General features: G+C 62.2%; 24 protein-coding genes and 1 other RNA gene. 8 read left to right on the top strand and 17 right to left on the bottom strand.

Annotated features, from left to right (window positions below):
- Positions 1-13 precede the first annotated feature (13 nt).
- From A9K65_RS06470 to A9K65_RS06460, 3 genes are all read right to left on the bottom strand, one after another.
- On the bottom strand, positions 14-310 hold the full coding sequence (locus A9K65_RS06470) for a SelT/SelW/SelH family protein (protein ID WP_127218697.1): 297 nt from the start codon (positions 308-310) through the stop codon (positions 14-16).
- Positions 311-327: 17 nt separating this feature from the next.
- Complete coding sequence (locus A9K65_RS06465) at positions 328-1,077, bottom strand: YebC/PmpR family DNA-binding transcriptional regulator (RefSeq protein ID WP_013529113.1); 750 nt, start codon at positions 1,075-1,077, stop codon at positions 328-330.
- Between the two features lie 213 nt (positions 1,078-1,290).
- Positions 1,291-1,614: a helix-turn-helix domain-containing protein gene (locus tag A9K65_RS06460; protein ID WP_064995918.1), complete on the bottom strand. Its 324-nt coding sequence runs from the start codon at positions 1,612-1,614 to the stop codon at positions 1,291-1,293.
- 52 nt (positions 1,615-1,666) lie between these two features.
- Here A9K65_RS06460 and A9K65_RS06455 point away from each other — a divergent pair, with 52 nt between their 5' ends.
- Both A9K65_RS06455 and A9K65_RS06450 read left to right on the top strand, forming a co-directional pair.
- Positions 1,667-2,149: an SRPBCC domain-containing protein gene (locus tag A9K65_RS06455; protein ID WP_064995919.1), complete on the top strand. Its 483-nt coding sequence runs from the start codon at positions 1,667-1,669 to the stop codon at positions 2,147-2,149.
- A 16-nt stretch (positions 2,150-2,165) separates the two neighbouring features.
- On the top strand, positions 2,166-2,633 hold the full coding sequence (locus A9K65_RS06450) for an SRPBCC family protein (protein ID WP_064995920.1): 468 nt from the start codon (positions 2,166-2,168) through the stop codon (positions 2,631-2,633).
- A gap of 166 nt (positions 2,634-2,799) precedes the next feature.
- On the opposite strand, the gene A9K65_RS06445 is transcribed toward A9K65_RS06450, so the two are convergent.
- The 4 genes from A9K65_RS06445 to ssrS all read right to left on the bottom strand — a co-directional run bounded on the left by A9K65_RS06445 (position 2,800) and on the right by ssrS (position 5,370).
- Positions 2,800-3,561, bottom strand: a complete 762-nt coding sequence (locus A9K65_RS06445) for a TerC family protein (protein WP_013529109.1) — start codon at positions 3,559-3,561, stop codon at positions 2,800-2,802.
- 74 nt (positions 3,562-3,635) lie between these two features.
- Positions 3,636-4,460 carry a YmdB family metallophosphoesterase gene (locus tag A9K65_RS06440; protein WP_024502904.1) on the bottom strand — a complete coding sequence of 275 codons (825 nt, stop codon included), beginning with the start codon at positions 4,458-4,460 and terminating at the stop codon, positions 3,636-3,638.
- Between the two features lie 70 nt (positions 4,461-4,530).
- Positions 4,531-5,118 (bottom strand): 5-formyltetrahydrofolate cyclo-ligase, encoded by a 588-nt coding sequence (locus A9K65_RS06435; RefSeq protein ID WP_024502903.1) that lies wholly within the window; start codon positions 5,116-5,118, stop codon positions 4,531-4,533.
- 96 nt (positions 5,119-5,214) lie between these two features.
- Positions 5,215-5,370: non-coding RNA, 6S RNA (gene ssrS / locus A9K65_RS06430), on the bottom strand.
- A 148-nt stretch (positions 5,371-5,518) separates the two neighbouring features.
- Between ssrS and A9K65_RS06425 the strand changes: the two genes are divergently transcribed.
- Positions 5,519-6,358 carry a MoxR family ATPase gene (locus A9K65_RS06425; RefSeq protein WP_063173258.1) on the top strand — a complete coding sequence of 280 codons (840 nt, stop codon included), beginning with the start codon at positions 5,519-5,521 and terminating at the stop codon, positions 6,356-6,358.
- A gap of 15 nt (positions 6,359-6,373) precedes the next feature.
- Here A9K65_RS06425 and A9K65_RS06420 read toward each other — a convergent pair whose 3' ends face one another.
- Positions 6,374-7,942: an MFS transporter gene (locus A9K65_RS06420; RefSeq protein ID WP_084016369.1), complete on the bottom strand. Its 1,569-nt coding sequence runs from the start codon at positions 7,940-7,942 to the stop codon at positions 6,374-6,376.
- A gap of 136 nt (positions 7,943-8,078) precedes the next feature.
- On the opposite strand from A9K65_RS06420, the gene A9K65_RS06415 reads away from it, so the two are divergent.
- The 5 genes from A9K65_RS06415 to msrB all read left to right on the top strand — a co-directional run bounded on the left by A9K65_RS06415 (position 8,079) and on the right by msrB (position 12,070).
- Positions 8,079-8,942 carry a LysR family transcriptional regulator gene (locus tag A9K65_RS06415; RefSeq protein ID WP_084016371.1) on the top strand — a complete coding sequence of 288 codons (864 nt, stop codon included), beginning with the start codon at positions 8,079-8,081 and terminating at the stop codon, positions 8,940-8,942.
- Positions 8,943-9,007: 65 nt separating this feature from the next.
- Positions 9,008-9,454: a GNAT family N-acetyltransferase gene (locus tag A9K65_RS06410; protein ID WP_013529104.1), complete on the top strand. Its 447-nt coding sequence runs from the start codon at positions 9,008-9,010 to the stop codon at positions 9,452-9,454.
- 6 nt (positions 9,455-9,460) lie between these two features.
- Positions 9,461-10,651, top strand: a complete 1,191-nt coding sequence (locus A9K65_RS06405) for a VWA domain-containing protein (RefSeq protein ID WP_064995923.1) — start codon at positions 9,461-9,463, stop codon at positions 10,649-10,651.
- A gap of 19 nt (positions 10,652-10,670) precedes the next feature.
- A complete protein-coding gene (locus A9K65_RS06400; protein ID WP_064995924.1) occupies positions 10,671-11,468 on the top strand; it encodes an MBL fold metallo-hydrolase in 798 nt (265 codons plus the stop codon).
- Between the two features lie 197 nt (positions 11,469-11,665).
- Complete coding sequence (msrB, locus tag A9K65_RS06395; protein ID WP_064995925.1) at positions 11,666-12,070, top strand: peptide-methionine (R)-S-oxide reductase MsrB; 405 nt, start codon at positions 11,666-11,668, stop codon at positions 12,068-12,070.
- Between the two features lie 100 nt (positions 12,071-12,170).
- Here the strand turns inward: msrB and A9K65_RS06390 are convergent, their stop codons facing one another.
- The 9 genes from A9K65_RS06390 to livM form a co-directional block, all read right to left on the bottom strand.
- Entirely contained in the window at positions 12,171-12,482 is a 312-nt protein-coding gene (locus tag A9K65_RS06390) for a hypothetical protein (protein WP_027162547.1), read from the bottom strand.
- 7 nt (positions 12,483-12,489) lie between these two features.
- On the bottom strand, positions 12,490-12,930 hold the full coding sequence (locus A9K65_RS06385) for a hypothetical protein (RefSeq protein ID WP_064995926.1): 441 nt from the start codon (positions 12,928-12,930) through the stop codon (positions 12,490-12,492).
- Between the two features lie 201 nt (positions 12,931-13,131).
- The gene (locus A9K65_RS06380) at positions 13,132-13,392 is read right to left on the bottom strand and encodes a DUF2312 domain-containing protein (RefSeq protein ID WP_013529099.1); all 261 of its coding nucleotides are present in this window, start codon (positions 13,390-13,392) and stop codon (positions 13,132-13,134) included.
- Between the two features lie 160 nt (positions 13,393-13,552).
- Positions 13,553-17,011 (bottom strand): pyruvate carboxylase, encoded by a 3,459-nt coding sequence (gene pyc, locus A9K65_RS06375; RefSeq protein ID WP_064995927.1) that lies wholly within the window; start codon positions 17,009-17,011, stop codon positions 13,553-13,555.
- A gap of 291 nt (positions 17,012-17,302) precedes the next feature.
- The gene (locus A9K65_RS06370) at positions 17,303-18,421 is read right to left on the bottom strand and encodes a branched-chain amino acid ABC transporter substrate-binding protein (protein ID WP_013529097.1); all 1,119 of its coding nucleotides are present in this window, start codon (positions 18,419-18,421) and stop codon (positions 17,303-17,305) included.
- A 137-nt stretch (positions 18,422-18,558) separates the two neighbouring features.
- The gene (locus tag A9K65_RS06365) at positions 18,559-18,906 is read right to left on the bottom strand and encodes a DUF6867 family protein (protein WP_013529096.1); all 348 of its coding nucleotides are present in this window, start codon (positions 18,904-18,906) and stop codon (positions 18,559-18,561) included.
- A 110-nt stretch (positions 18,907-19,016) separates the two neighbouring features.
- The gene (locus tag A9K65_RS06360; protein WP_013529095.1) at positions 19,017-19,745 is read right to left on the bottom strand and encodes an ABC transporter ATP-binding protein; all 729 of its coding nucleotides are present in this window, start codon (positions 19,743-19,745) and stop codon (positions 19,017-19,019) included.
- Positions 19,745-21,301: an ATP-binding cassette domain-containing protein gene (locus tag A9K65_RS06355; RefSeq protein ID WP_064995928.1), complete on the bottom strand. Its 1,557-nt coding sequence runs from the start codon at positions 21,299-21,301 to the stop codon at positions 19,745-19,747. Before A9K65_RS06355 ends, A9K65_RS06360 begins: the two co-directional genes overlap by 1 nt.
- The gene (gene livM / locus A9K65_RS06350) at positions 21,301-22,896 is read right to left on the bottom strand and encodes a high-affinity branched-chain amino acid ABC transporter permease LivM (RefSeq protein WP_013529093.1); all 1,596 of its coding nucleotides are present in this window, start codon (positions 22,894-22,896) and stop codon (positions 21,301-21,303) included. The genes A9K65_RS06355 and livM overlap by 1 nt, the downstream gene beginning before the upstream one ends.
- Between the last annotated feature and the right edge of the window lies 1 nt (position 22,897).

Genomic DNA, 22,897 nt, shown 5'->3' with positions numbered 1-22,897 from the left:
GCGCCGGCGGCCTCTACGCCTTTGTCTTCCGATCGGAATGACCGAGGTCGCGGTCCGGATCAATGACATCGCGGACCAGTTGCTTCAGCTTGGCCGCGTCCGGAAAACCGCCGTCGCGCTTGCGATCCCAGACAAGCACGTCATTGCAGGAAATGGTGAAGATGCCGCCGGTGCCCGGCACCAGCGTCACCTCGCCAAGGTCCGTGCCGAAGGTCGACAGCAGCTCCTGCGCCATCCAGCCGGCGCGCAGCAGCCACTGGCACTGCGTGCAATAGGTGATGCGGATGGCGGGGAGGATCTGCTCGCTCATGCCGGGCTGAGCTCCGCTCATGCCGCGCTGAGCTTGGCCATGGTCTCGTCGTCGACTTCGAAGTTGGCGTAGACGCTCTGCACGTCGTCGTCGTCCTCGAGCGTGGCGACCAGTTTCATCAGCGACTGTGCCCGCTCCTCGTCGACCGGAACGTTGTTCTGCGGCCGCCAGATCAGCTTCACCGATTCTGCCTCGCCGAGCGAGGTTTCCAGAGCCTTCGACACCTCACCGAGATTCTCGAAGGCGCAATAGATGGTGTGGCCTTCCTCGTCGGTTTCCACGTCGTCGGCGCCGGCTTCGATTGCCGCTTCCATGACCTTGTCGGCGCTGCCGGCCGATGCCGGATAATAGATCTCGCCGACGCGGTCCCACATGAAGGAAACCGAGCCCGTTTCGCCCATCGCGCCGCCGGCCTTGGTGAAGGCAGCACGCACATTGGACGCCGAGCGGTTGCGGTTGTCGGTCAGCGCCTCGACAATGACAGCGACGCCGCCCGGGCCATAGCCCTCATAGCGCACGGCTTCGTAATTCTCGGCATCGCCCATCGAGGCCTTGTTGACGGCGCGCTGGATGTTGTCCTTCGGCATCGACACTGCCTTGGCGTTCTGGATCGCCAGGCGCAAGCGCGGGTTCATCGATGGATCGGGCGTCCCGCTCTTGGCGGCGACGGTGATTTCGCGCGCCAGCTTGGAAAACATTTTAGACCGCACCGCATCCTGGCGGCCCTTGCGGTGCATGATGTTCTTGAACTGTGAATGGCCAGCCATGGCACCCCTGTCGTCTTCTCGGCTAGAGCATCGCGAAGCGAAGTGATCTGACCTCGTCTGCCGCAATGCCCGAATTCAAAATTTCAGAGCGTCCCAGGTGCACCTCTTGGAAGCACGGCGTTCTCTGTCGGAATGGCCGGCTTATAGATAAATCGGCTCAATTCGTCCAGCCGCACCGCGCACGGGACGCGCGCCATGGGCTGCAGCAAGCATTCACGCCTCCAGATCGGATTTCAGCCGGTCGATGATGCTGAGCGCATGGCCGGCATACTGGCTGATCCAGCGGTCGTGGATCTGCTTGATCGGCAGCGCGTTGAGATGGTTCCAGCGCTCGCGGCCGTCGCGCCGCGCAACGATCAGGTCGGCCTCCTCCAGCACCTTCAGATGCAGCATGACCGTGCAGCGATCGATATCGGGAAAGGCCTCGCACAGCGTGCCGGTCGTCTTCGGCGCGTCCTTCAGCTGATCCAGCATTTCACGCCGGCGCGGATGCGCCAGCGCCTTGAAAACATTGTCGTCTTGCGATCGGCTTGACATGTTATGTTTATATAACATATTGTTGAACCGATCAAGGGAAGGAGCTGTGGATATGTCACTTGGATTCAGTGTTTCCGGACGCATCGGCAAGCCGGTCGCCGACGTCTTCGACGCAGTCGCCAATCCGAGGAAACTGAGCGGCTATTTCACCACGATCGGCGGCGCCAGCGCCCCGCTGGAAGCCGGCGCCGGCGTCGTCTGGTGGGGCAAGGTGCCGGTCGAGGTCGACGAAGTGGTCAAGGACCGCCGCATCGTGCTGCGCTGGGATGCCACCGATGAGGACGGCAAGCCGGCCTACAAAACCCGCATCGAGATGAACTTCGAACCGCTGGACGATGGCGGCACCTTCGTCACCATCGCCGAGAGCGGCTGGCAGGAAGGCGCGGTCGGCCTGAAGAAGTCCTACCTCAATTGCGAGGGCTGGTCGCAGATGCTGGCCTGCATGAAGGCCTATCTCGAGTACGGCATCAATTTGCGCGACGGCTACTACCGCAGCGAGATGAAAGGCGAACCCGCCAACGAGACCAATATCTGACCATTAGGAGCATTCCATGGACATCCACGAAAAACCGACCGCCGAAGCCGGCATGCTGATCCGGCGGCCTGTCGCCGAAGTGTTCGAGGCCTTCGTCGACCCGGCCATCACCACAAAATTCTGGTTTACCCATGGCAGCGGCCGGCTGGACAGCGGCGAGCAGATCCACTGGGAATGGCGCATGTACGGCGTCTCGACGACGGTCGACGTCAGCGAGATCGTTCCGAACGAAAAGATCGTCATGCAGTGGAGCGATCCACCAACCACCGTGGTCTGGACTTTCACCGAAATGCCTGGCGAGACAACTTTTCTCGAGGTTCGCAATTTTGGCTTCGCCGGCGATGGCGACGGGCAGGTCAAAGAGGCCGTCGGCTCAACCGGCGGCTTCACGCTGGTGCTGGCCGGTGCCAAGGCGTGGCTGGAACAAGGCCTGACGCTCGGCCTGATCGGCGACCGTCACCCGAAGGGCGTGCCGGCTAACTGAACCGGCGGGCTTGGGATCGCCGCTTTTCCTGCTCGCGACGAGCTTGAATCCAATTCTCGGCCGGAGCTTCCGGAATGTCCAAGATATCGATCTCGCTGTCAGGCAATTCAGCCAGCTTGGCCAACTGATCGCGCTGATCCTGGCTAAGGTCCCTGCTGCTCTTGCCTCAATGCCCGCCGCCCGGCTTCTTGCGCCGCCGCGCCAGCATGTTGAGCCCCTCGACCAATGCCGAAAAGCCCATCGCCGCATAGATGTAGCCCTTGGGCACATGGTAGCCCATGCCGTCGGCGATCAGTGTCATGCCGATCATCAAAAGGAAGCCCAGCGCCAGCATGACAATGCTCGGGTTCTTGGCGATGAAGTTGGCCAGCGGCCCGGCCGCCAGCATCATCACGCTGACCGCCACGATCACGGCGATGTACATGATGGCGATCTCGTCGGTCATGCCGACGGCGGTGATGATCGAATCGATTGAGAAGACCAGGTCGAGCAGCAGGATCTGGAAGATCGCGCCGGCGAGGCTGATCTGCAGCGTCTCGCCCATCATCGTATCCTTGTGGTCGTCGGGATCGACCGTGTGATGGATCTCCTTGGTCGCCTTCCAGACCAGGAACAGGCCGCCGGCGATCAGGATCAGGTCGCGCCAGGAAAAACCATGGCCGAAGGCCGTGAACACCGGCGTGGTCAGCTGGACGATGATCGAAATGGTGGCCAGCAGCACCAGCCGCATGATCAGCGCCGCCGAGATGCCGAGCCGGCGGGCACGGGCCCGTTGTGCTTCCGGCAGCTTGTTGGTCAAGATCGAGATGAAGATCAGATTGTCGATGCCGAGCACGACCTCGAGCACAATCAGCGTCAGCAGCGCGACCCAGGCGGTTGGATCGGACACAAATTGAAAATGCGGCGCCAGGAATTCGATGAGCTGCATGGAGGTCGTCCCCTCTTTTAACGATCTAGAGCAGTGTCGCCGGCAGTTAGGTACTAAGCGTGCCTATATCAATGTCATGACCAGAAGGACGGTGCGGTTTCCTCCAGCCGCGGGCCGCGACGAAACGGCGCGATCCGCTCGGTCAGCCCGGTGCGGTCGGAAATATCGACGCCGACGCCGCACAAGGTCGCCGGTCCGGTCGCCGCTTCGAAGCGGCCTTTCGGCACTTTCGACAGGAACCGGTTGAGCGGCTCCTCCTTGTCCATGCCGAGCGAGGAATCATAGTCGCCGCACATGCCGGCGTCGGACATATAACCGGTGCCGCCATTGAGGATCTGGTGATCGCCGGTCGGCTGGTGGGTGTGGGTGCCGACGACGAGGCTGGCGCGGCCGTCGACGAAATGCGCGAAGCACATCTTTTCCGAGGTCGCCTCGGCGTGGAAGTCGATGATCACGGCATCCGCCTGCTCGCCGAGCGGACAGGCGGCAAGCTCGCGTTCGCCGGCCTGGAAGGGATCGTCGAGTTCGGGATGCATGAACACCCGGCCCATGATGTTGGCGACCAGCACGCGCGCGCCGCTCCTGGCGATGTAGACGCCGGAGCCGCGCCCGGGCGTGCCCTTGGGAAAGTTCGAGGGGCGCAGGAAGCGCTCTTCGCGCGGCGCGAAGGCGAGTGCGTCGCGCTGGTCCCAGACATGGTTGCCGGTTGTGACGACATCCGCACCGGCCGCGATCGTCTCGCGAAAGATATCTTCGGTGATGCCGAAGCCGCCGGCGGCGTTCTCACCGTTGACGATGACGAAATCGAGTTTGAAGTCGGAGATCAAGCCGGGCAGCTGTTCCCACACCGCCGTCCGTCCTGTCTTTCCAACCATGTCACCGAGGAAGAGAAGTCTCATATGATCCCGCACCGAAGGTCAGCGAAGCAAAAGCTGCATGACGTCTGTGAAAGATCATGCGTCCTTTTATCTACAATTTTGACGCGAAGCGGCGCAACCCGCTCTCGGTCAGTATTTCCGGAATGACGACGTCATGTTCCTCATCCGGCACCATTGCCACCTCCTGGCAGTCGAAGGCGATGCCGACCAGCCGCGGCGGCTGTCCCTTGTCGATCAGCTTGGCGATGGCGCGGTCGTAATAGCCGGCACCATAGCCGATGCGATGGCCGCGCGCATCGAAGGCGGCGAGCGGCACCAGCATCACCGAGGGGTCGAGCACTTCTGCTTCTTCATGCGGGCCGACCGTGCCGAAACCCATCTCGACCATCGGCGCGCCGCGCACCAGTTCGCGAAAGACGATCGTGGTTTTGTCGAGAATGGCCGGCAGGCAAAGCCGCGCGCCCCTTTCGCGCAAGGCAAACATCAGCGGCCTGACGTCGACTTCCGAGCGCATCGGCCAGAAGCCGGAAACGATCTGGCCCGGCTCAATGTGGAGGTGATCGCGTGCCGTCTCTGCCATTTCAAGCGCGACCTCCACCCGCCAGAATTCGTCGAGCGCATCGCGGCGTCCGAGGGCCTCGCGGCGAAGCTGCTTTTTGAGGTCTTTGAGAGAGGTCATGCAGTCAGGGTAGAAAAGGTCAGATCTGGATGGAGTGTTGGGAGCGACGTTTTCCACCGCAATCATCCACCGAAATGCGGGACGCGTGGCAATAAGTGACGATCCACACAACCGGTGGAGAGAGCGATCCCGGGAACCTACAAAGTAGGTGGGCGCCGTGTGAGAAAACCCACGGGTCTTCCCAGGGACAGCTCCCTAAGGATCGTTAAGGCCCCGGGGAAAATGTTCTCCTGCCGGGAAGCACAGACCGTCCCGCCCAATATAGGCTGCCGGCCGGCTAAGCGCCAGTGAGACGGGAACTCTTTCCGTGTTGGGTTCAGGCCCTCGCGCCGCCAACACCTCACCCTTGCACAGGCACGGGCTCGTCCTTACGGTCGCGATGACCAACCGAGGAGCAAGAATGCGTTTCGAAGGCACGGCGGCCTATGTCGCCGACAAGGATCTGATGGTGGCCGTCAATGCGGCGATCGCGCTGGAGCGGCCCTTGCTGGTCAAGGGCGAGCCCGGCACCGGCAAGACGGAACTGGCCCGCCAGGTGGCGACTGCACTCGGCCTCGACCTCATCGAATGGCACGTCAAGTCGACGACGCGGGCGCAGCAGGGCCTGTACGAATATGATGCCGTCTCGCGGCTGCGCGACAGCCAGTTGGGCGACGAGCGCTTTAACGACATCAGGAACTACATCAAGCGCGGCAAACTCTGGGAGGCTTTCGCCGCCGGCAGGAAGGTCGTGCTCTTGATCGACGAGATCGACAAGGCCGACATCGAATTCCCAAACGATCTCCTGCAGGAACTCGATCGGATGGAGTTCTTCGTCTACGAGACCGGCGAAACCATCCGCGCCGCCGTCAGGCCGATCGTCATCATCACCTCCAACAACGAGAAGGAGTTGCCGGACGCGTTCCTGCGCCGCTGCTTCTTCCATTACATCCGCTTTCCCGACGTCGACACGCTGCACAGAATCGTCGACGTCCACTATCCCGGCATCAAGCAGAACCTGGTTCGGGCAGCCCTCACCCAGTTCTACGAGATCCGCGATGTGCCGGGGCTGAAGAAAAAACCGTCGACCTCCGAGGCGCTCGACTGGATAAGGCTGCTGGTCGCCGACGACATCGCGCCCGAGGATCTGCGCGCCGACCCGAAGAACGCGTTGCCCAAGCTGCATGGCGCATTGCTGAAGAACGAACAGGATGTCCATCTGTTCGAGCGGCTTGCCTTCATGGCGCGCAGGCAAGGGTGAGGCGCCGGGCACTGGCTACGATCGAGCTTCGCTTGCGCCCTGAGCACGATGACGGTCCCTTGCCTCTTGCGGCGCGACGTTTCTGGGGCCGAAGACGACGAAGCTGATGACGGCAAGGGCAAGAACGCCGATCCCGCTATAGAGCATGACCCAGCCAAAACCGTTGACCAAGGCAGCATGCGCAAGCGCGCCGGACGGGTCGAGGGTCGCCAGCCTGGGCGAATATTGCGAGAGGCCATCGAGATTTCCGGTGGCGATCTTTTCCGCCAACGCGCGCAATTCGTCCGGGTCAAGGGCCGTGCCCAATGCGGTTTTGAGATAGGAAGCAATTCCCTGCGTCAACAGCAGGCCCAGCACCGCGATGTTGATGGCGAGCGTGATCAGCCGCGCACTGATATCGATGCCCGAAGCCATGCCGGCGCGATCCGGCGACACCGAACCCGTCGTGGTGTTGGTGGTCGGTGAGTTGGTGAGGCCGATACCGATACCGGCGATCAGCGTACCGGGCAGCATGGTCAGCCAGCTGGTTCCCTCAAGGCTCGAACCTATCCTCATGGCGATAAAGCCGACCCCCAATGTCAGCAACCCGAGCGGGATCGCCACCCGCGCCTGATAGCGGGCGCGCAGGCGCTCGGCGGTCGAGGACATCAGCATCAAGGGAAGCGTGTAGACGAGCAGCAGCAGGCCGGTCGTGGTGCTGTCGTAGCCGAGCACACCCGAAAAATAGATCGGCAGATAGATGATGAACGGCCAATAGCTGAAATTCATGCCGATGCCGCCCATGATCGCTCCCGAAAATTGACGGATCCGAAACACCGAGAAATCGAACATCGGGTAGGGGCTGATCTTCTCGGCAACGAGGAACGCGGCGAAGGCCAGCACGGCAGCACTTGCTACGCCGATGCGGGCGCCAGAGCCGAGATCAGCCCCTTGCGTGATCAGATAGGAGAAGCCGAACACCGCGAACGAGAGCGTCAGGATACCGGCACGGTCAAGCTTCTGGGCATTGTGGTCGCGTGATTCGGTGACACCGGCACCGATGAAGACCAGCGCAAGGATGGCAAGCGGCACATGGATGAGGAACACCCACTGCCAGCTCGAGAACGCGACGATCAATCCACCGATGGCGGGACCAAAGCCAAGCCCGATCCCCGAGACGACGCTCCAGGCCACAAAAGCCTTGCCGCGTTCGCTGCCGTCCTGAAACTGGTGGGACAAGACGGCCACGCTGCAAGTGAACATCGCCCCTCCCGCCAGGCCTTGCAGGAAGCGTGCAATGATGAGGAGCGAAGCGCTCGGCGCGAGGCCGCACAGCAGTGAGGCCAGGCCGAAGGCGATGGTGGCGATCACCATCACCCGTTTGCGGCCGAAGCGGTCGGCCAGCGTTCCTGTCGCCATCAGCACCGTGGTGCAGGCAATGGTGTAGGCGTTCATGATCCATTGCAGATCCTTGAAGTCGGCGGCGAGCACGCTTTCCAGTTTCGGAAGGATCACCGGGACGCTGGAGATTTCGAGGCCGAACAGCAGCGAGGCAAGGCAGGCCCCGGCAAGCGCAACGGTGTTTCGGTCGATTTGAAACGTCATGTCGATCACTTTCTGTCGAAGCATTCTGGAACCGGGCTGGCTCTTCAAACTGCGGTCGAGATGACATAGACGAGGCTTGACCATGAAAAAAGACTATGCATTTCTATTTCAGAGATAACAAAATGGAATGCCGGAGATGGCCAGTCTCGATGTCGATGCCGTGCGCACTTTCGTCATGGTGGCCGACCTGCAGAGCTTCACCCGGGCGGCTGCAGCACTTGGCAGCACCCAGGCGACGATCAGCGTCAAGTTGCGGCGGCTCGAGGAAAAGCTCGGCGCACGTTTGATCGAACGAACCCCGCGCCGCGTGGCACTGTCGGAAAGGGGGGCTGTCTTCCTGCCCGTGGCCCGCGAATTCCTTGCCGCCCATGAACGCGCCGTCGCGGAATTTTCCGCGGCGCCATGTCGGCTTGCGCTCGGCTTCGTCGATCATGTCGCGGGGCCTGAGCTTTCCACGCTGATCGCCCAGCTTCATGCCCACGATCCGTCGCTCGCGCTCAACATACGGATCGATACCAGCTCCATGCTGGAAGACGCTTTCGATCGCGGCGAACTCGATGCGGTGATTGTGCACCAGGAAGATGACAGTCGACGCGGTGAAGCTTTGTCGCGCACCCACTATGGCTGGTTCGCGGCACCTGGCTTCGAATGGCGACCAGGCACGCCCCTGCGCCTGGCTCTTTTAAGCACCAGATGCAATTGCCCGGACCGTATGAGAGCGGTCGAGGCGCTGGACCGGGCAGGCATCGCCTGGAATGAGGCTTTCGTCGGCGGCGGCGGCGCTGCCGTCAACATCGCGGTATCGGCGGGCTTTGCCCTTTCCGCCCTCGCTTACCGGGTTGTGCCCCCGGGCTTGATCGAGGTGGGCCGCAAACTCGGCCTGCCACCAATTCCCCCGTCCGAGATCGTTTTGCAGTCGCACGCTCTGCCGCCGCGGGCGCGGGAGGCGCTGCACATGCTCGCGACCGCTTTTCGCGAATATAGTTCGCCTGCCGAATAGGCAAGGGTGTTCCTGATCCCGATTCTATTGGTATGGATCGGGTTCCAGACTTCAGAGGGAACGAAATGTCCGAGATAATCGTCCGCCCGCTCGCGCAGTCCGACCACGCCGATTGGCGGCGCCTGTGGACCGACTATCTCACCTTCTATGAGACGAAGCTGCCGGAAGAGGTCTACGCCGTCACCTGGAAGCGGCTGTTCACTCCGGGCGAATTCGAGCCAAAAGGCTTCATCGCCACACTGGACGGCAAGGCGGTCGGTCTCACGCACTACCTGTACCACCGCTCCGGCTGGTCGGAGAAAAACAACTGCTATCTGCAGGATTTGTTCGCCGACCCGGATGTGCGCGGCAAGGGGATCGGCGCCGCCCTTATCAACGCAGTGAAGGAAGAGGCGGCAAAGATCGGCGTCAAGAATGTCTACTGGATGACGCACGAGACCAACGCCACCGCGCGCAAGCTTTACGACCACGTCGCCCGCCGCACGGGCTTCATCGAGTATGATTTGCTGTAACCGGCCATGTTCATCCCCTTCTTCCTTGAACTGAAGGCTGCACGCGTTCCCGTCTCGCTCAGGGAATATCTGTCGCTGCTGGAAGGGCTGGAAGCCGGGCTGGTCGACTACGACGTCGAAGGTTTTTACTACCTCGCCCGTGCGGCGCTGGTGAAGGACGAGCGCCATATCGACCGCTTCGACCAGGTGTTCGCGCATGTCTTCAAGGGCATCGAAGCACTGGGCGGGCCGGATGCAGTCGATATCGCCAACATCCCCGAGGAATGGTTGCGCCGCCTCGCCGAAAAGCACCTGACCGACGAGGAGAAAAAACTGGTCGAAGCGCTCGGCGGTTTCGAGAAACTGATGCAGACATTGAAACAGCGGCTGCGGGAGCAAAAAGGCCGTCACCAGGGCGGCTCGAAATGGATCGGCACCGGCGGCACCTCGCCTTTCGGCGCCTATGGCTACAATCCCGAAGGCGTGCGCATCGGCCAGCATGAAAGCCGCAGCCGGCGCGCGGTGAAGGTCTGGGACAAACGCGAGTTCAGGAATTTCGACGATGCCGTCGAACTCGGCACCCGCAACATCAAGATCGCGCTGAAACGCCTGCGTCGCTGGGTGCGTGAGGGCGCCGAGGAGGAGTTCGACCTGCCCGGAACCATCCATGCCACGGCCGAACACGGCTATCTCGACGTGCAGACGCGGCCAGAGCGGCGCAACGCGGTGAAGCTGTTGATGTTCTTCGATGTCGGCGGTTCGATGGACGACCACATCAAAAGCGTCGAGGAGCTGTTCTCGGCCGCCCGCGCCGAATTCCGCCAGCTCGAATATTTCTATTTCCACAACTGCCTCTATGAGGGCGTGTGGAAGGACAATCGCCGCAGGCATGCCGAGGTGATTCCGACCTTCGACCTGCTCCACAAATATGGGCCGGACTACAAGGTGATCGTCGTCGGCGACGCCTCGATGAGCCCTTACGAGATCGCTCACCCCGGCGGTTCGGTCGAGCACTGGAATCCGGAGGCGGGCAGCGTCTGGCTCGGCCGTCTGCTGCAGCAATGGCCGAACGCGGTATGGCTGAACCCCGAAGACCCCAAGAACTGGGGCTACACCCATTCGATTGCGATGATCCGCGACATCTTCGGCGGCCGCATGTTCCCGCTGACGCTGGCCGGGCTTGAGGGCGCGACCAAGCAGCTTTCAAGAAAGCACTGAAAGACCGACAGGAGATCCGATGACCTGCTTCCTCTGCCTGCAATGCGGCGTCCAGTTCGCGGCGACAGAGACGCCGCCAGAACATTGCCCGATCTGCGAGGACGAGCGCCAATATGTGCGCTGGGAGGGCCAAGCGTGGATCACGCCGGAGGAACTTGCCGAAGGACACCGGCTTGTGATGAAGGACGATGCCGGCGTTCTCGCCTTCGGCATCGAGCCGCGCTTCGCCATCGGCCAACGGGCGCTGCTGGCGCAGACGCCACACGGCAACGTGCTGTGGGACTGCGTTTCGATGGTCAGCGACGAGGCGGTGGCCGAGATCAACCGCCGCGGTGGCCTGGCGGCGATCGCCATCTCGCACTGCCACTATTATTCGGTGATGGCCAGTTGGAGCGAGGCGTTTGGCGGCGTGCCGATTTATCTCCATGCCGACGACCGCCAATGGATCATGCGACCGCACAAGGCGATCGTCAGTTGGGAAGGCGAGACGCTGGCCATAAACCCTTCGCTGACGCTCATCCGCTGCGGCGGCCACTTTGCCGGCGGTCAGGTGCTGCACTGGAAACGCGATGTCGGCGACGTCTTGCTGGCCGGCGATATCTTGCAGGTGACGCCGACGCGCCGCCATGTCAGCTTCATGTACAGCTATCCGAACTACATTCCGCTCAATGCAGCGGCCGTGCGCCGCATCGCGGCGGCACTGGAGCCATTCGCGTTCGACCATATCTATGGTGCATGGTGGAACCAGAATGTCATCGGGGGCGCAAAAGCGGCGTTCGCTGCTTCGGTCGATCGCTATCTCAGGGCGATCGCATAAAGATCACGATCGAAAATGCGGGCAAATCGCGTAACAAATGCCTATCTTGGTGCGAATATGAGGTTGCAATCCGCGCATGGTCCCGAACCTCCGGTTCGGAAAGGATCATGCGCAAAACCAAAGTACTACAGCGTCCTTTGCGCGTCCGATGGGCGCGCGGCGCTGTAGTGGCGAGCCGGCAAGGCTGAGGAGATCGAATGGACACCCACACCTACCCTGTAACCCGCACCGACGCCGAATGGCGCGCCCGGCTGACGCCGGAGCAGTATGCCGTCATGCGCGGCCACGGCACCGAGCGGCCGGGAAGTTGCGCTTTGCTCTACGAGAAGCGCGCCGGCACCTTTTCCTGCGTCGGCTGCGACCAGCCTTTGTTTGAATCCAAGCTGAAGTTCGAGAGCGGCACCGGCTGGCCGAGCTTCAACGACCCGGTGCAGGGTTCGGTCGAAAACACCGTCGACCGCAGCTACGGCATGGTTCGCACCGAATGCCACTGCGCCCGCTGCGGCAGCCATCTCGGCCATGTTTTCGAGGACGGCCCGCCGCCGACTGGCCTGCGCTATTGCATCAACGGCGTGGCGCTGAAATTCGAGCCGACGGCCTGAACCGAAATTCGATTGAATGAATGAAAAGGGCGGCTGCGGCCGCCCTTTTCATTGCCCCCCGGCCGAACCCGGCGAACGCGCTGGGCGCCCGTGTCCGCTCTCAGACCACGACCGTCAGGATTAGCCATAATGTGGCGCCGAGCGTCATCAGCGAGGCCTTGGCGCCACTGGCCTTTTCCGTGGTTCGCCATACGGAAAAGGTCAGAAAGAGGTTGTAGGGCACCGGTGCGAAATGCACCGCCAGAACCAGCGCGAGCGGCAGCTTCAGTCCGAGCAGGACGATCGCGGCCACCAGAGATGCGACGTTGAGCGCCGTACCGACAAGAACAAGGTCACGCCAGAACAGCCGGTCGAGCGGCACCTGGCCTTGCCAGCGTGAGCGGAAAAAGGAGCCGATACCCTCTGGCAACACCGGATGTCTATCCCTGCCTCAGGACTTCGGTTACCGCGCGCTCGAAGCGCGAACATTCGGTCACCAGCCAGTCGGCCATGGCTGGCCAGTTGTCCTCGGCATAGCAGTTCACCCGCCACATCGAATTGATGCCGAGATCCTCGCAACTCTGTTCCGGCTTGAGCTTCAGCCTGGCTTCGATATCAGGCTGGAACGGTTTCAACCGCGACCACGCCTGCGTGGCGCCGAACTTCTCGTTGCGGCCGAAGAAGACGCCGACCTGGCTCTGCGCCGGCGCGACATACATGGAAAGGACCAAGGCGAAATCGGGCAGCCCGCGCTGCCAGAACCAGGGTCCGCGCCTCGCCATCAGAGCCCTTTCTTCCGGATGCCGCTCGGCGAACAGCGTCCAGAAGCCGCGCTGGCGGAATTCAGAGGCGCGGCGGGCGCCGAAGTCGAATTCGCTCATGGCTCGATGCTCGCTCCGGCATCATGCTCGGCCGGAGACTGTTTCGAAATTCGCTCCGGCGAGTCATATGGTGGTGGTTTCGAGAACCGGAGCGGAGCGTACTTAAAGTACGTGAGCTCAGTTCTACTGCATTGCAGTAGAACTAGGGAAGCGCAGAAAACGCCACCAGATGGCCGCCGGATTAGAATTTCCAGACGGTCTCTACACCATGCCGAGTGCGGCCTTATACAGATCGAGGATGGTTTCCTCTTCCTGACGCTCGGCCTGGTCCTTCTTGCGCAGCCGGATGATCGTGCGCATCGCCTTGGTGTCGAAGCCTGTGCCCTTGGCCTCGGCGAACACTTCCTTGATGTCGTCGGAAATGGTCTTCTTCTCTTCCTCGAGCCGCTCTATGCGCTCGATGAAGGCACGCAGCTGGCCGGCGGCAACAGTCTGGCTGGTATCGGTGATATCGTCGGCCATATTTTTCTCCACATCGTTTCTGCGCCGCGACTCGGGATGCATGCAGCGGCGAATTGAGCGGGCTCGATGCCCGACCGGCGGCGGCGGGTCAAGCTGTTATCGATGATCGAACTGATGCTGCCGCCACGATGCGGACAGCGATCCCCCAGGAAGGTATCAATTAGCTGAAAGCGATCAGCAGATCCTTGGCATCGATCTGGTCGCCTGCCTTGACCAGCACCTCGGCGACCGTGCCGTCGCGCTCGGCATGCAGCGCCGTCTCCATCTTCATCGCTTCGATGGAAAGCAGCACGTCACCGGCCTTCACAGCCTGCCCGGCAGCCACCGAAAGCGCAGAAACGACGCCCGGCATCGGTGCGCCGACATGCGCCTCGTTGCCGGGTTCGGCCTTGCGGCGGGCCTTGGCGGCGGACGCGCCATGCGCCCGGTCGGGCACCTTGACACGGCGCGGCTGGCCGTTGAGCTCGAAGAACACGGTGACCATGCCCTTCTCGTCGACATCGCCGATGGCAAGGCACCGCACCACCAGCGTCTTGCCCTTCTCGATGTCGACGAAGATCTCGTCTTCCGGCTTCATGCCGTAGAAATAGGTCGGCGTCGGCAGCACGCTGACCGGCCCATAGGTTTCCTGCGCGCCGGCGAAATCCGTAAACACCTTCGGATACATCAGCCACGAGGCGAATTCGAACTCCGACAGCTTGCGCTCGAGCTTCTCCTCGATTTCCTTGCGGTTGGCCTTGAGGTCGGCTGGCTTGAGCAGCGAGCCGGGCCGCACCGTGATCGGCTTGTCGCCCTTGAGCGCCTTCCTCTGCAGCGCCGCCGGCCACCCGCCTGGCGACTGGCCGAGATCGCCGCGCAGCATCGAGACGACCGAGTCCGGGAAGGCGATATCCCTGTCGGGATTTTCGACATCGGCAACGGTCAGGTCCTGGCTGACCATCATCAATGCCATGTCGCCGACGACCTTGGACGACGGCGTCACCTTGACGATGTCGCCGAACATCAGATTGACGTCGTGATAGGTCTGCGCCACCTCGTGCCAGCGCGTCTCCAATCCGAGCGAGCGAGCCTGTTCCTTCAGATTGGTGAACTGCCCGCCCGGCATCTCGTGCAGATAGACTTCCGAGGCCGGCCCCTTGAGGTCGCTTTCGAAGGCGGCGTACTGGTTGCGCACCGCTTCCCAGTAGAACGAGATCTTCCTGATCCATTGCGGGTCGAGACCGGGGTCGCGTTCGGTGCCCTTCAGCGCCTCGACGAGTGAGCCAAGGCATGGCTGCGAGGTGTTGCCGGAGAAGGCATCCATCGCCGCGTCTATGGCGTCGACGCCGCTTTCCACCGCCGCCAGCACCGTCGCCGCCGACAGGCCCGACGTGTCGTGGGTGTGGAAATGGATCGGCAGGTCGGTCGCCTCGCGCAGCGCCTTGAACAGCACGCGTGCTGCGGAAGGCTTCAGCAGGCCGGCCATGTCCTTGACGGCGATGATGTGGGCGCCGGCCGCCTGCAATTCCCTGGCTAGGCCGACATAGTATTTGAGGTCGTATTTCGCCCGCACCGGATCGAGGATATCGCCGGTGTAGCAGATCGCCGCTTCGATCAGCTTGCCCTCGGCGCCGACCGCATCCATGGCGACGCGCATGTTGTCGACCCAGTTCAGGCAATCGAAGACCCGGAACAGGTCGATGCCACCGCTTGCTGCCTGCTTGACGAAATGCTGCACGACATTGTCGGGATAGTTGGTGTAGCCGACGCCATTGGCACCGCGCAGCAGCATCTGCAACAGCAGATTGGGCGCCGCCTCGCGCACCAGCGACAGCCGCTCCCACGGATCCTCGGTGAGGAAGCGCATGGCGACGTCGAAGGTGGCGCCACCCCAGCATTCCAGCGATAGAAGCTGCGGCAAGGCACGCGCATAGGTACCGGCGATGCCGGCAATGTCATGCGTGCGCATGCGCGTCGCCAGCAGCGATTGATGGCCATCACGCATCGTCGTGTCGGTGACCAGAACCTCCTTCTGATCGCGCATCCAGGCGGCGAACTTCTGCGGGCCCAGCACATCCAGCTTCTGCTTGCTGCCGCCGGGCACATTGCCGTTGAGGTAAGGCACCACGGGTGCCGCGGCGTCGGCCTTCGGCTGCGGCCGGCCGCGCGTCTCCGGATGGCCGTTGACGCTGACGTCGGCGAGATAGTTGATGAGCTTGGTGGCGCGGTCCTGGCGCTTGACCTGCTGGAACAGTTCCGGCGTCGTGTCGATGAACTTGGTCGTGTAGGAATTGTCGGCGAAGCTCGGATGGTTGATGATCGCTTCGAGAAAGGTCAAATTGGTGGCGACGCCGCGGATGCGGAACTCGCGCAGCGCCCGATTCATGCGGGCGATCGTCTCGGCCGGCGTCGGCGCCCACGCCGTCACCTTCTCCAGCAGCGGATCGTAGAAGCGGGTGATGACCGCGCCCGAATAAGCGGTGCCGCCGTCGAGGCGGATGCCGAAGCCCGTCGCGCCGCGATAGGCGGTGATGCGGCCGTAATCCGGGATGAAATTGTGCTCGGGATCTTCCGTGGTGATGCGGCACTGCAGCGCGTGGCCGTTCAGCCTTATGTCCTTCTGCGCCGGCACGCCTGATTCCGGTGTGCCGATGGCAAAGCCGTCGAGGATATGGATCTGCGCCTTGACGATGTCGATGCCCGTCACCTGCTCGGTGACGGTGTGCTCGACCTGGATGCGCGGGTTGACCTCGATGAAATAGAATTTGCCGGTGTCGGCATCCTGCAGGAACTCGACCGTGCCGGCGCCGATATAGCTGGTCTCGCGGGCGATCTTGAGCGCATGGCCGCAAAGCTCCTCGCGCTGCGACATTTCGAGATAGGGCGCCGGCGCCCGCTCGACGACCTTCTGGTTGCGGCGCTGGATCGAACAGTCGCGCTCGAACAGGTGCACGGCATTGCCATGGGTATCGCCCAGCACCTGCACCTCGACATGGCGGGCGCGTTCGATCAGCTTTTCGAGATAGACCTCGTCCTTGCCGAAGGCGGCTTTCGCCTCGCGCTTGCCTTCGGTGACTTCGCGGGCAAGGTCGGCTTCGGCGCGGATGGCCCGCATGCCGCGGCCGCCGCCGCCCCATGATGCCTTCAGCATCACCGGATAGCCGATTTCCTTGGCCAGTGTCTTGACCGTCTCCATGTCATCCGGCAACGGATCGGTGGCGGGGATCACCGGCACGCCGACCTCGATGGCGAGATTGCGCGCCGCGACCTTGTTGCCGAGCCGCCGCATTGTGTCCGGCCTCGGCCCGATGAAGGTAATGCCGGCTTCGGCACAGGCGTCGGCGAATTCGGGGCTTTCCGACAACAATCCGTAGCCGGGATGGATAGCATCGGCACCCGACAGCCTGGCGACGCGGATCACCTCCTCGATCGACAGATAGCTTTCGATCGGCCCCATGTCCCTGGTCAGATGCGGCCCGCGTCCGACCTGGTAGCTCTCGTCGGCCTTGAAGCGATGCAGGGAGTATTTGTCTTCCTCCGCCCAGATCGCCACGGTTTTGAGTCCGAGTTCGTTGGCCGCGCGGAAGACGCGAATGGCGATTTCGGACCGGTTGGCGACGAGGATCTTCGTGATGGCCAAGGACTGGGCTCCAGCGACGGAAGGAAGAGAAATCGGCGCAATGATTAGCGTGAAAATGCTGCAGTGCAAACGAAATTGACGCGCATTTAAACCGATTGAAATGGAATCATTGCGCCAAGGACCCTCCCCATTCCTCCGAACAGCCAAAAAAGAGCCGGCTTTCCGGTTAATGCACGATCATTGCCCGGCTAAGCATCGGCTCCACCGGCCGCCCCTGAACATGACGATGGCAAAAGAAAATGCCCGGCGCGAGGCGCCGGGCATCCGTAAATGGTCTGGAGACTGACGAGCTTACATCTTCTGGACGTAGGTGTACTTGCCGTCGTCGCCCTTCTTCCATTCGTACATGACGTAGCCGGGCAGCGTCGGGTCGCCCTTGGCGTCATAGGACAGGTCGCCGAGAACGGTCTTGAAGGGGCCGTTTTCATGCAGCGCCTTGGCAACTGCCTGCGGGTCGTTCGACTTGGCAGCGGTCGCTGCTTCCGCGATCGCCTGCACGGCGGCGTAGGAGTAGAGCGTGTAGGCTTCCGGCTCGAAACCCTGCGCGCGGAACTTCTCGACGAGTTCCTTGTTGGCGGGGATCAGGCGCGGATCCGGGCCGAACGTGTTGAGCGTGCCCGCAACTGCGTCGCCTGCGATCGAAGCCAGTTCGTTCGACACGATGCCATCGCCGGAAACCAGCGTTGCCTTGAGGCCCTGGTCGGCCGCCTGACGGATGATCAGGCCGGCTTCGGTGTGCAGGCCGCCCCAATAGATGATGGAAACGCCGGCTTCCTTCATCTTGGCGATCAGCGCCGAGAAGTCCTTGTCGCCGACATTGATGCCTTCATACATGACTTCCGTCACGCCCTTGGCGTTCATCGCCTTCTTGGTTTCGTCGGCAAGGCCCTGACCGTAGGTGGTCTTGTCGTGAACGACAGCGATCTTGGCATCCTTGAAGTTGGCGGCGAGATACGCGCCGGCAATGCTGCCCTGCTGGTCGTCGCGTCCGCAGGTGCGGAACACGTTCCACAGACCGCGCTCGGTGAATTGCGGGTTGGTCGCGGCCGGCGTCACTTCGACGATGCCGTTTTCCGCATAGACTTCAGATGCCGGGATAGAGACGCCGGAGTTGAAGTGGCCGACCACGAACTTGACGCCGTCGCCGACGAACTTGTTGGCGACCGAGATACCCTGCTTCGGATCGGAGACGTCGTCGCCGACTTCGAGCTTGATCTGCTCGCCGTTGATGCCGCCCTTGGCATTGATGTCGGCGACAGCAGCTTCCGCCCCCTTCTGCAGCTGCGCGCCGAAGGCGGCGTTCGGACCGGTGATCGGGCCCGCGACGCCCATCATTACGTCAGCCCACGCGCTGCCGCCGAACGCGACAAGCGCGGTCAGGGCGACGGCGGACAAAAGTGACTTTTTCATTTAAACGCTCCCATTAACGGAGTGGGCGTGGATGAAGCTTTCATGCGATGCCCACCCTTATCGCAGAAAGCATAGTTTGCCGATTTTCAGGCACTTGTCACGCCGATTCAATTTCGAGGCGGCGTTAATGATGAACGTCAACCTTTCGGTTTCCAGCTCAAGAGTGAAGCTCTTTCGTAGAGCCAATTATACTGTGTCACCATCTGGTTGGTGCGCGTGTATTGATAGCCGACGAAGCCGAGGATCATCAGCACGATGGTGTCGACGACATAATAATGCAGCGAGAACATGGTGCCGCCGAACAGCGCGTGATGGATGAAGCGGATCGCGATGCCGAGGCCCAGCACATAGGCGAACAGCTGGATGAAGCTGCGCCACGTCTGGGCACTGGCCTTGCCCGTCATCCACGCCGCCCAGCCGCCGAGCAGACAGGTGACGAAGAAGAACTGCCAGATCGAGGGTTCCTCGTAAAGAATGCCCTGCATGGTGAAGTCTCCTTAGCATGATCCCGAAAGTTGCGGACTTTCCGGACAAAGATCATGCGACAAACAAACAATCTGGAGCGGAATAGCGGTGCACGCATTCCGCTTCGAACTCAGTGGTGTCCGCCCTCGAGATAGGCGGCGCGCACTTCCGGATTGGCGAGCAGTTCCTTGCCGGTGCCGCTCATCGTCACATTGCCGTTGACCATGACGTAGCCGCGCGTGGCGAGCTTGAGCGCGCCGAAGGCGTTCTGCTCGACCAGGAACACGGTCAACCCCTGGGTGCGGTTCAGTTCGCGGATGGCGTCGAAGATCTGCTTGACGATCAGCGGCGCGAGACCCAGCGACGGCTCGTCGAGCAAAAGCAGCTTCGGCCGTGCCATCAGCGCGCGTCCGATCGACAGCATCTGCTGCTCACCGCCCGACAGCGTGCCACCGCGCTGGGTGATGCGCTCCTTCAAACGCGGGAACAGCGTGAACACCTTCTCGACGTCCTCGTCATAGTGCTTGAGGTTGTCGAGGCTGGCGCCCATCTGCAGGTTTTCCATCACCGTCATGCGCGGAAAGATCCGCCGGCCCTCGGGCGATTGGGCAATGCGCATGCGCGCGATCTCGTGCGTCGGCATCTGGGTTATGTCGGTGCCGGCAAAGGTGATAGTCCCGGCGCGAGCCCGCGGCGCACCGAAAATAGTCATCATCAGCGTCGACTTGCCGGCGCCATTGGCACCGATCAGCGCCACGATCTCACCCTGCTTGACGGTGACATCGACGCCGTTCAGCGCCCGGATGTTGCCGTAATAGGTCTGCACGCCCTTGATATCGAGCAGCGTTGTCGCGGCCATCACTTGCCCCCTCCACGCTTGCCCGCCACGGGCTTGGCAGCGGTCTTGCTCGCGGTCTTTCCGGAGGCTGCCTTTGCAGTCTTTGCGGAAGCATGGCTCGTCGCCACCTTGCCCGCGTCGACGCGGCGCGAAAATTCCGTGTCCCTGCCCTGGCCGAGCAGCCTGGCCTGTTTGACCCATTCCTCGCGCGCGATCCGTCCGTCAAAAGCAAGATAGGCTTCGGCGGCCTCGACGTCGGCCTTTTTCCAGGCGCCGATCTGGTCGAAGTGGAAGATGCCGTGATCGTTGAGCTTCTTCTCGTTGACCGTACCGATGCCCTTTATGCGGGTCAAATTGTCGGCCTTGCCGCCGCGAGGCGCAGCCAGCCGGTTGGAGATCTCTCCAGTCTTCGCCGCAGGCTTGGCGGATGCGGTCGACTTCGCCGCCGTGCCGGTTGCCGCCTTCGACGCCGCTTTCGGAGCAGGCTTTGCCTTCGCCGGCGGCACGGCTGCCAGCGAGGCTGCCTTGTTTGCCGCGGCGAGCGACCTTGCGTCGACCTGACCGGCCTTTGACGCTCCCTTGGCCACCGTAACCCGCTCGCCCGAACTATGGCCTACCGTGTCGGTCACCGGCCCGGCGAGATAGGACGACGATGTTCCCGGACCGTGCGCGGCATCCGGCCCCGTATCGAGCTGTTCGATGACATCTTCGTCGCCGACTTCGGTAAGGACCGCTTCGACTTCCTCGTCGTCGACGCCGAGATAGGCGGCGATGACGCGCGGATCGGTGCGCACCGACTGCGGACTGCCGTCGGAGATCTTGCGGCCATACTCCAGCACCACGACATGGTCGGAGATCTGCATGACCACCGACATGTCGTGCTCGATCAACAGGATCGAGGCGCCGGATGTGCTCTTGATGTCGATCAGCAGCTCGTTGAGCGCCGCCGATTCCTTCGGATTGAGGCCGGCCGCCGGCTCGTCGAGGCACAGAAGCTCGGGTCCCGTGCACATGGCGCGAGCGATCTCGAGACGGCGCTGCGCGCCATAGGGCAGGTCGCCGGCCGGGTCGTCGGCACGGTCGACAAGATCGGCCTTTTCCAGCCAATGCTTGGCGAGCTCCACCGATTCGGCCGAGGCCTTGCGATAGCCGCTGAAGCCGAACAGGCCAAGCACCGTGTAGCCCGATGCCTTCATCAGTTTGTTGTGCTGGGCGACCAGCAGGTTCTCCAGCAGGGTCATGCCGGAGAACAGGCGGATGTTCTGGAAGGTGCGCGCCACCTTGGCGCGCGCCGGGATTTCATGGTTGGGCAGCCGCTCGAGCAGGAAGGTCGAACCGTCGTTCCGGTTGAGCGTGATCATGCCTTCGGAGGGCTTGTAGAAGCCGGTGATGCAATTGAACACCGTGGTCTTGCCGGCGCCGTTGGGGCCGATCAGCGCGGTGATCTCGCCGCGCTTGGCGGCGAAAGACAGATCCCCGATGGCCACCAGGCCACCGAACTTCATCGACAGATGATCGACCTGAAGGATAGCGTCGTTCATGCCCGAAGCGGCTTTCTGAACAGGGTTCGCATTCATCAGCCGTGTCCTTCCTTGGTGAAGGAGCTTGAGACGGCCTTTCGCTCCTTCAGGAAGGCGGTTGGTTCACGACTGCCGACGAAGCCGCGCGGCTTCCACAGCATGACGATGACCATGGCCATGCCGAACAGCAGCATGCGGTAGAGTTCCGGTGTGAAGTCCGGTCCGAAGACCTGCTTGAGGAAGTCGAGTTCGCGCAACGCCTCGGTGCCGCCGATCATCACCATTGCGGCGACCGCTATGCCGACCAGCGAGCCCATGCCACCGAGAACCACGATGGCCAGGATAATGGCCGATTCCAGGAAGACGAAGGATTCCGGGCTGACGAAGCCCTGCCGTGCGGCGAAGAATGCGCCGGCGAAGCCGCCGAACATCGCACCCGTGGCAAAGGCCGTAAGCTTCGTGGTGGTGGTGTTGATGCCGAGCGAACGGCAGGCGATCTCGTCCTCGCGCAACGCTTCCCAGGCACGGCCGACCGGCATGCGCCGCAGCCGGATGGTGACGAAGGCTGTCAGCAGCGCCAGCGCCAGGATCAGGTAATAGAGGAAGATCTTGTAGTAGGCGCTCGATGTCGCCAGATGCAGCACCTTGGCGACGTAATTGGGGTCCGACACGTTGAAGGTCATCAGGCCGAAGAAGGTGACCTTCGGGATGCCGGAAATACCGGCTGAACCGTTGGTGACCTCCCGCCAGTTGATCAGCACCAGGCGGATGATCTCACCGAAAGCCAAGGTGACGATCGCCAGGTAATCGCCGCGCAGGCGCAGCACCGGGAAACCGAGCAGCACGCCCCAGAAGGCGGCCATGGCGCCGGCGGCCGGCAAAAGGATCCAGAACGACAGGCCGTACTGCGTGCCGAGCAGCGCATAGGCATAGGCGCCGACCGCGTAGAAGGCCACATAACCGAGGTCGAGCAGGCCGGCGAGGCCAACGACAATGTTCAGGCCCCAGGCCAGCATCACATAGATCAGGATCTGGATGCCGAAATTGTCGACCCATTTCAGCGAGCCTTGCAGTCCGCCGACGAACGACCAGGACATCAGCGACAGGATCGCCACCACCAGGATCGGATAGAGGATCAGCGCGGCAATGCCGAGTTTGGTGAAGTTGGCATGAATGAAGCCGCGGAAATAATAGATCACGCAGGCCAGCACATAGATGACCGACAAGGCGCGCAGGAACTGCAGATAGCCCGCCGGCTCCGCTCCCACCCATCCGACGAGAGAGCTGTTGACCGCAAACAACACCACCGCCGCGACCAAGGCCACGATGAAGGCCGGCAACTGGAAGAAGCGTGACGCCACGCTGGCCGGCAGCAGGCCGGTGGCGACGTCGGTGATCTTCTGGTTGGCCAGGAAGGGCTGTCCATAGGCGACATAGAGGAAGCGCCCGACAGCCGTGGCGATAACCACGGCGGCAAGCAGGCCCCAGCGTGTCGTCAGGACCAGTTCATTGGAAATGTTCTGGCCGGTCTTCAGGCCGATGAACAGCACGAACAGGCCAAACGATATGGCAGCGGCATAGAGCGCCTCGCGCAACGCGCGCTGCATGGGGGTGGCGACGGTGTCGCGCTCCGGAGATACGGTGACGGCCATA

The organism is Mesorhizobium sp. WSM1497, assembly GCF_001672455.2.
Lineage (GTDB): Bacteria > Pseudomonadota > Alphaproteobacteria > Rhizobiales > Rhizobiaceae > Mesorhizobium > Mesorhizobium ciceri.
Note: the sequence above shows the minus strand (reverse complement) of the source record. Positions and strands in the feature narration are given on the sequence as shown.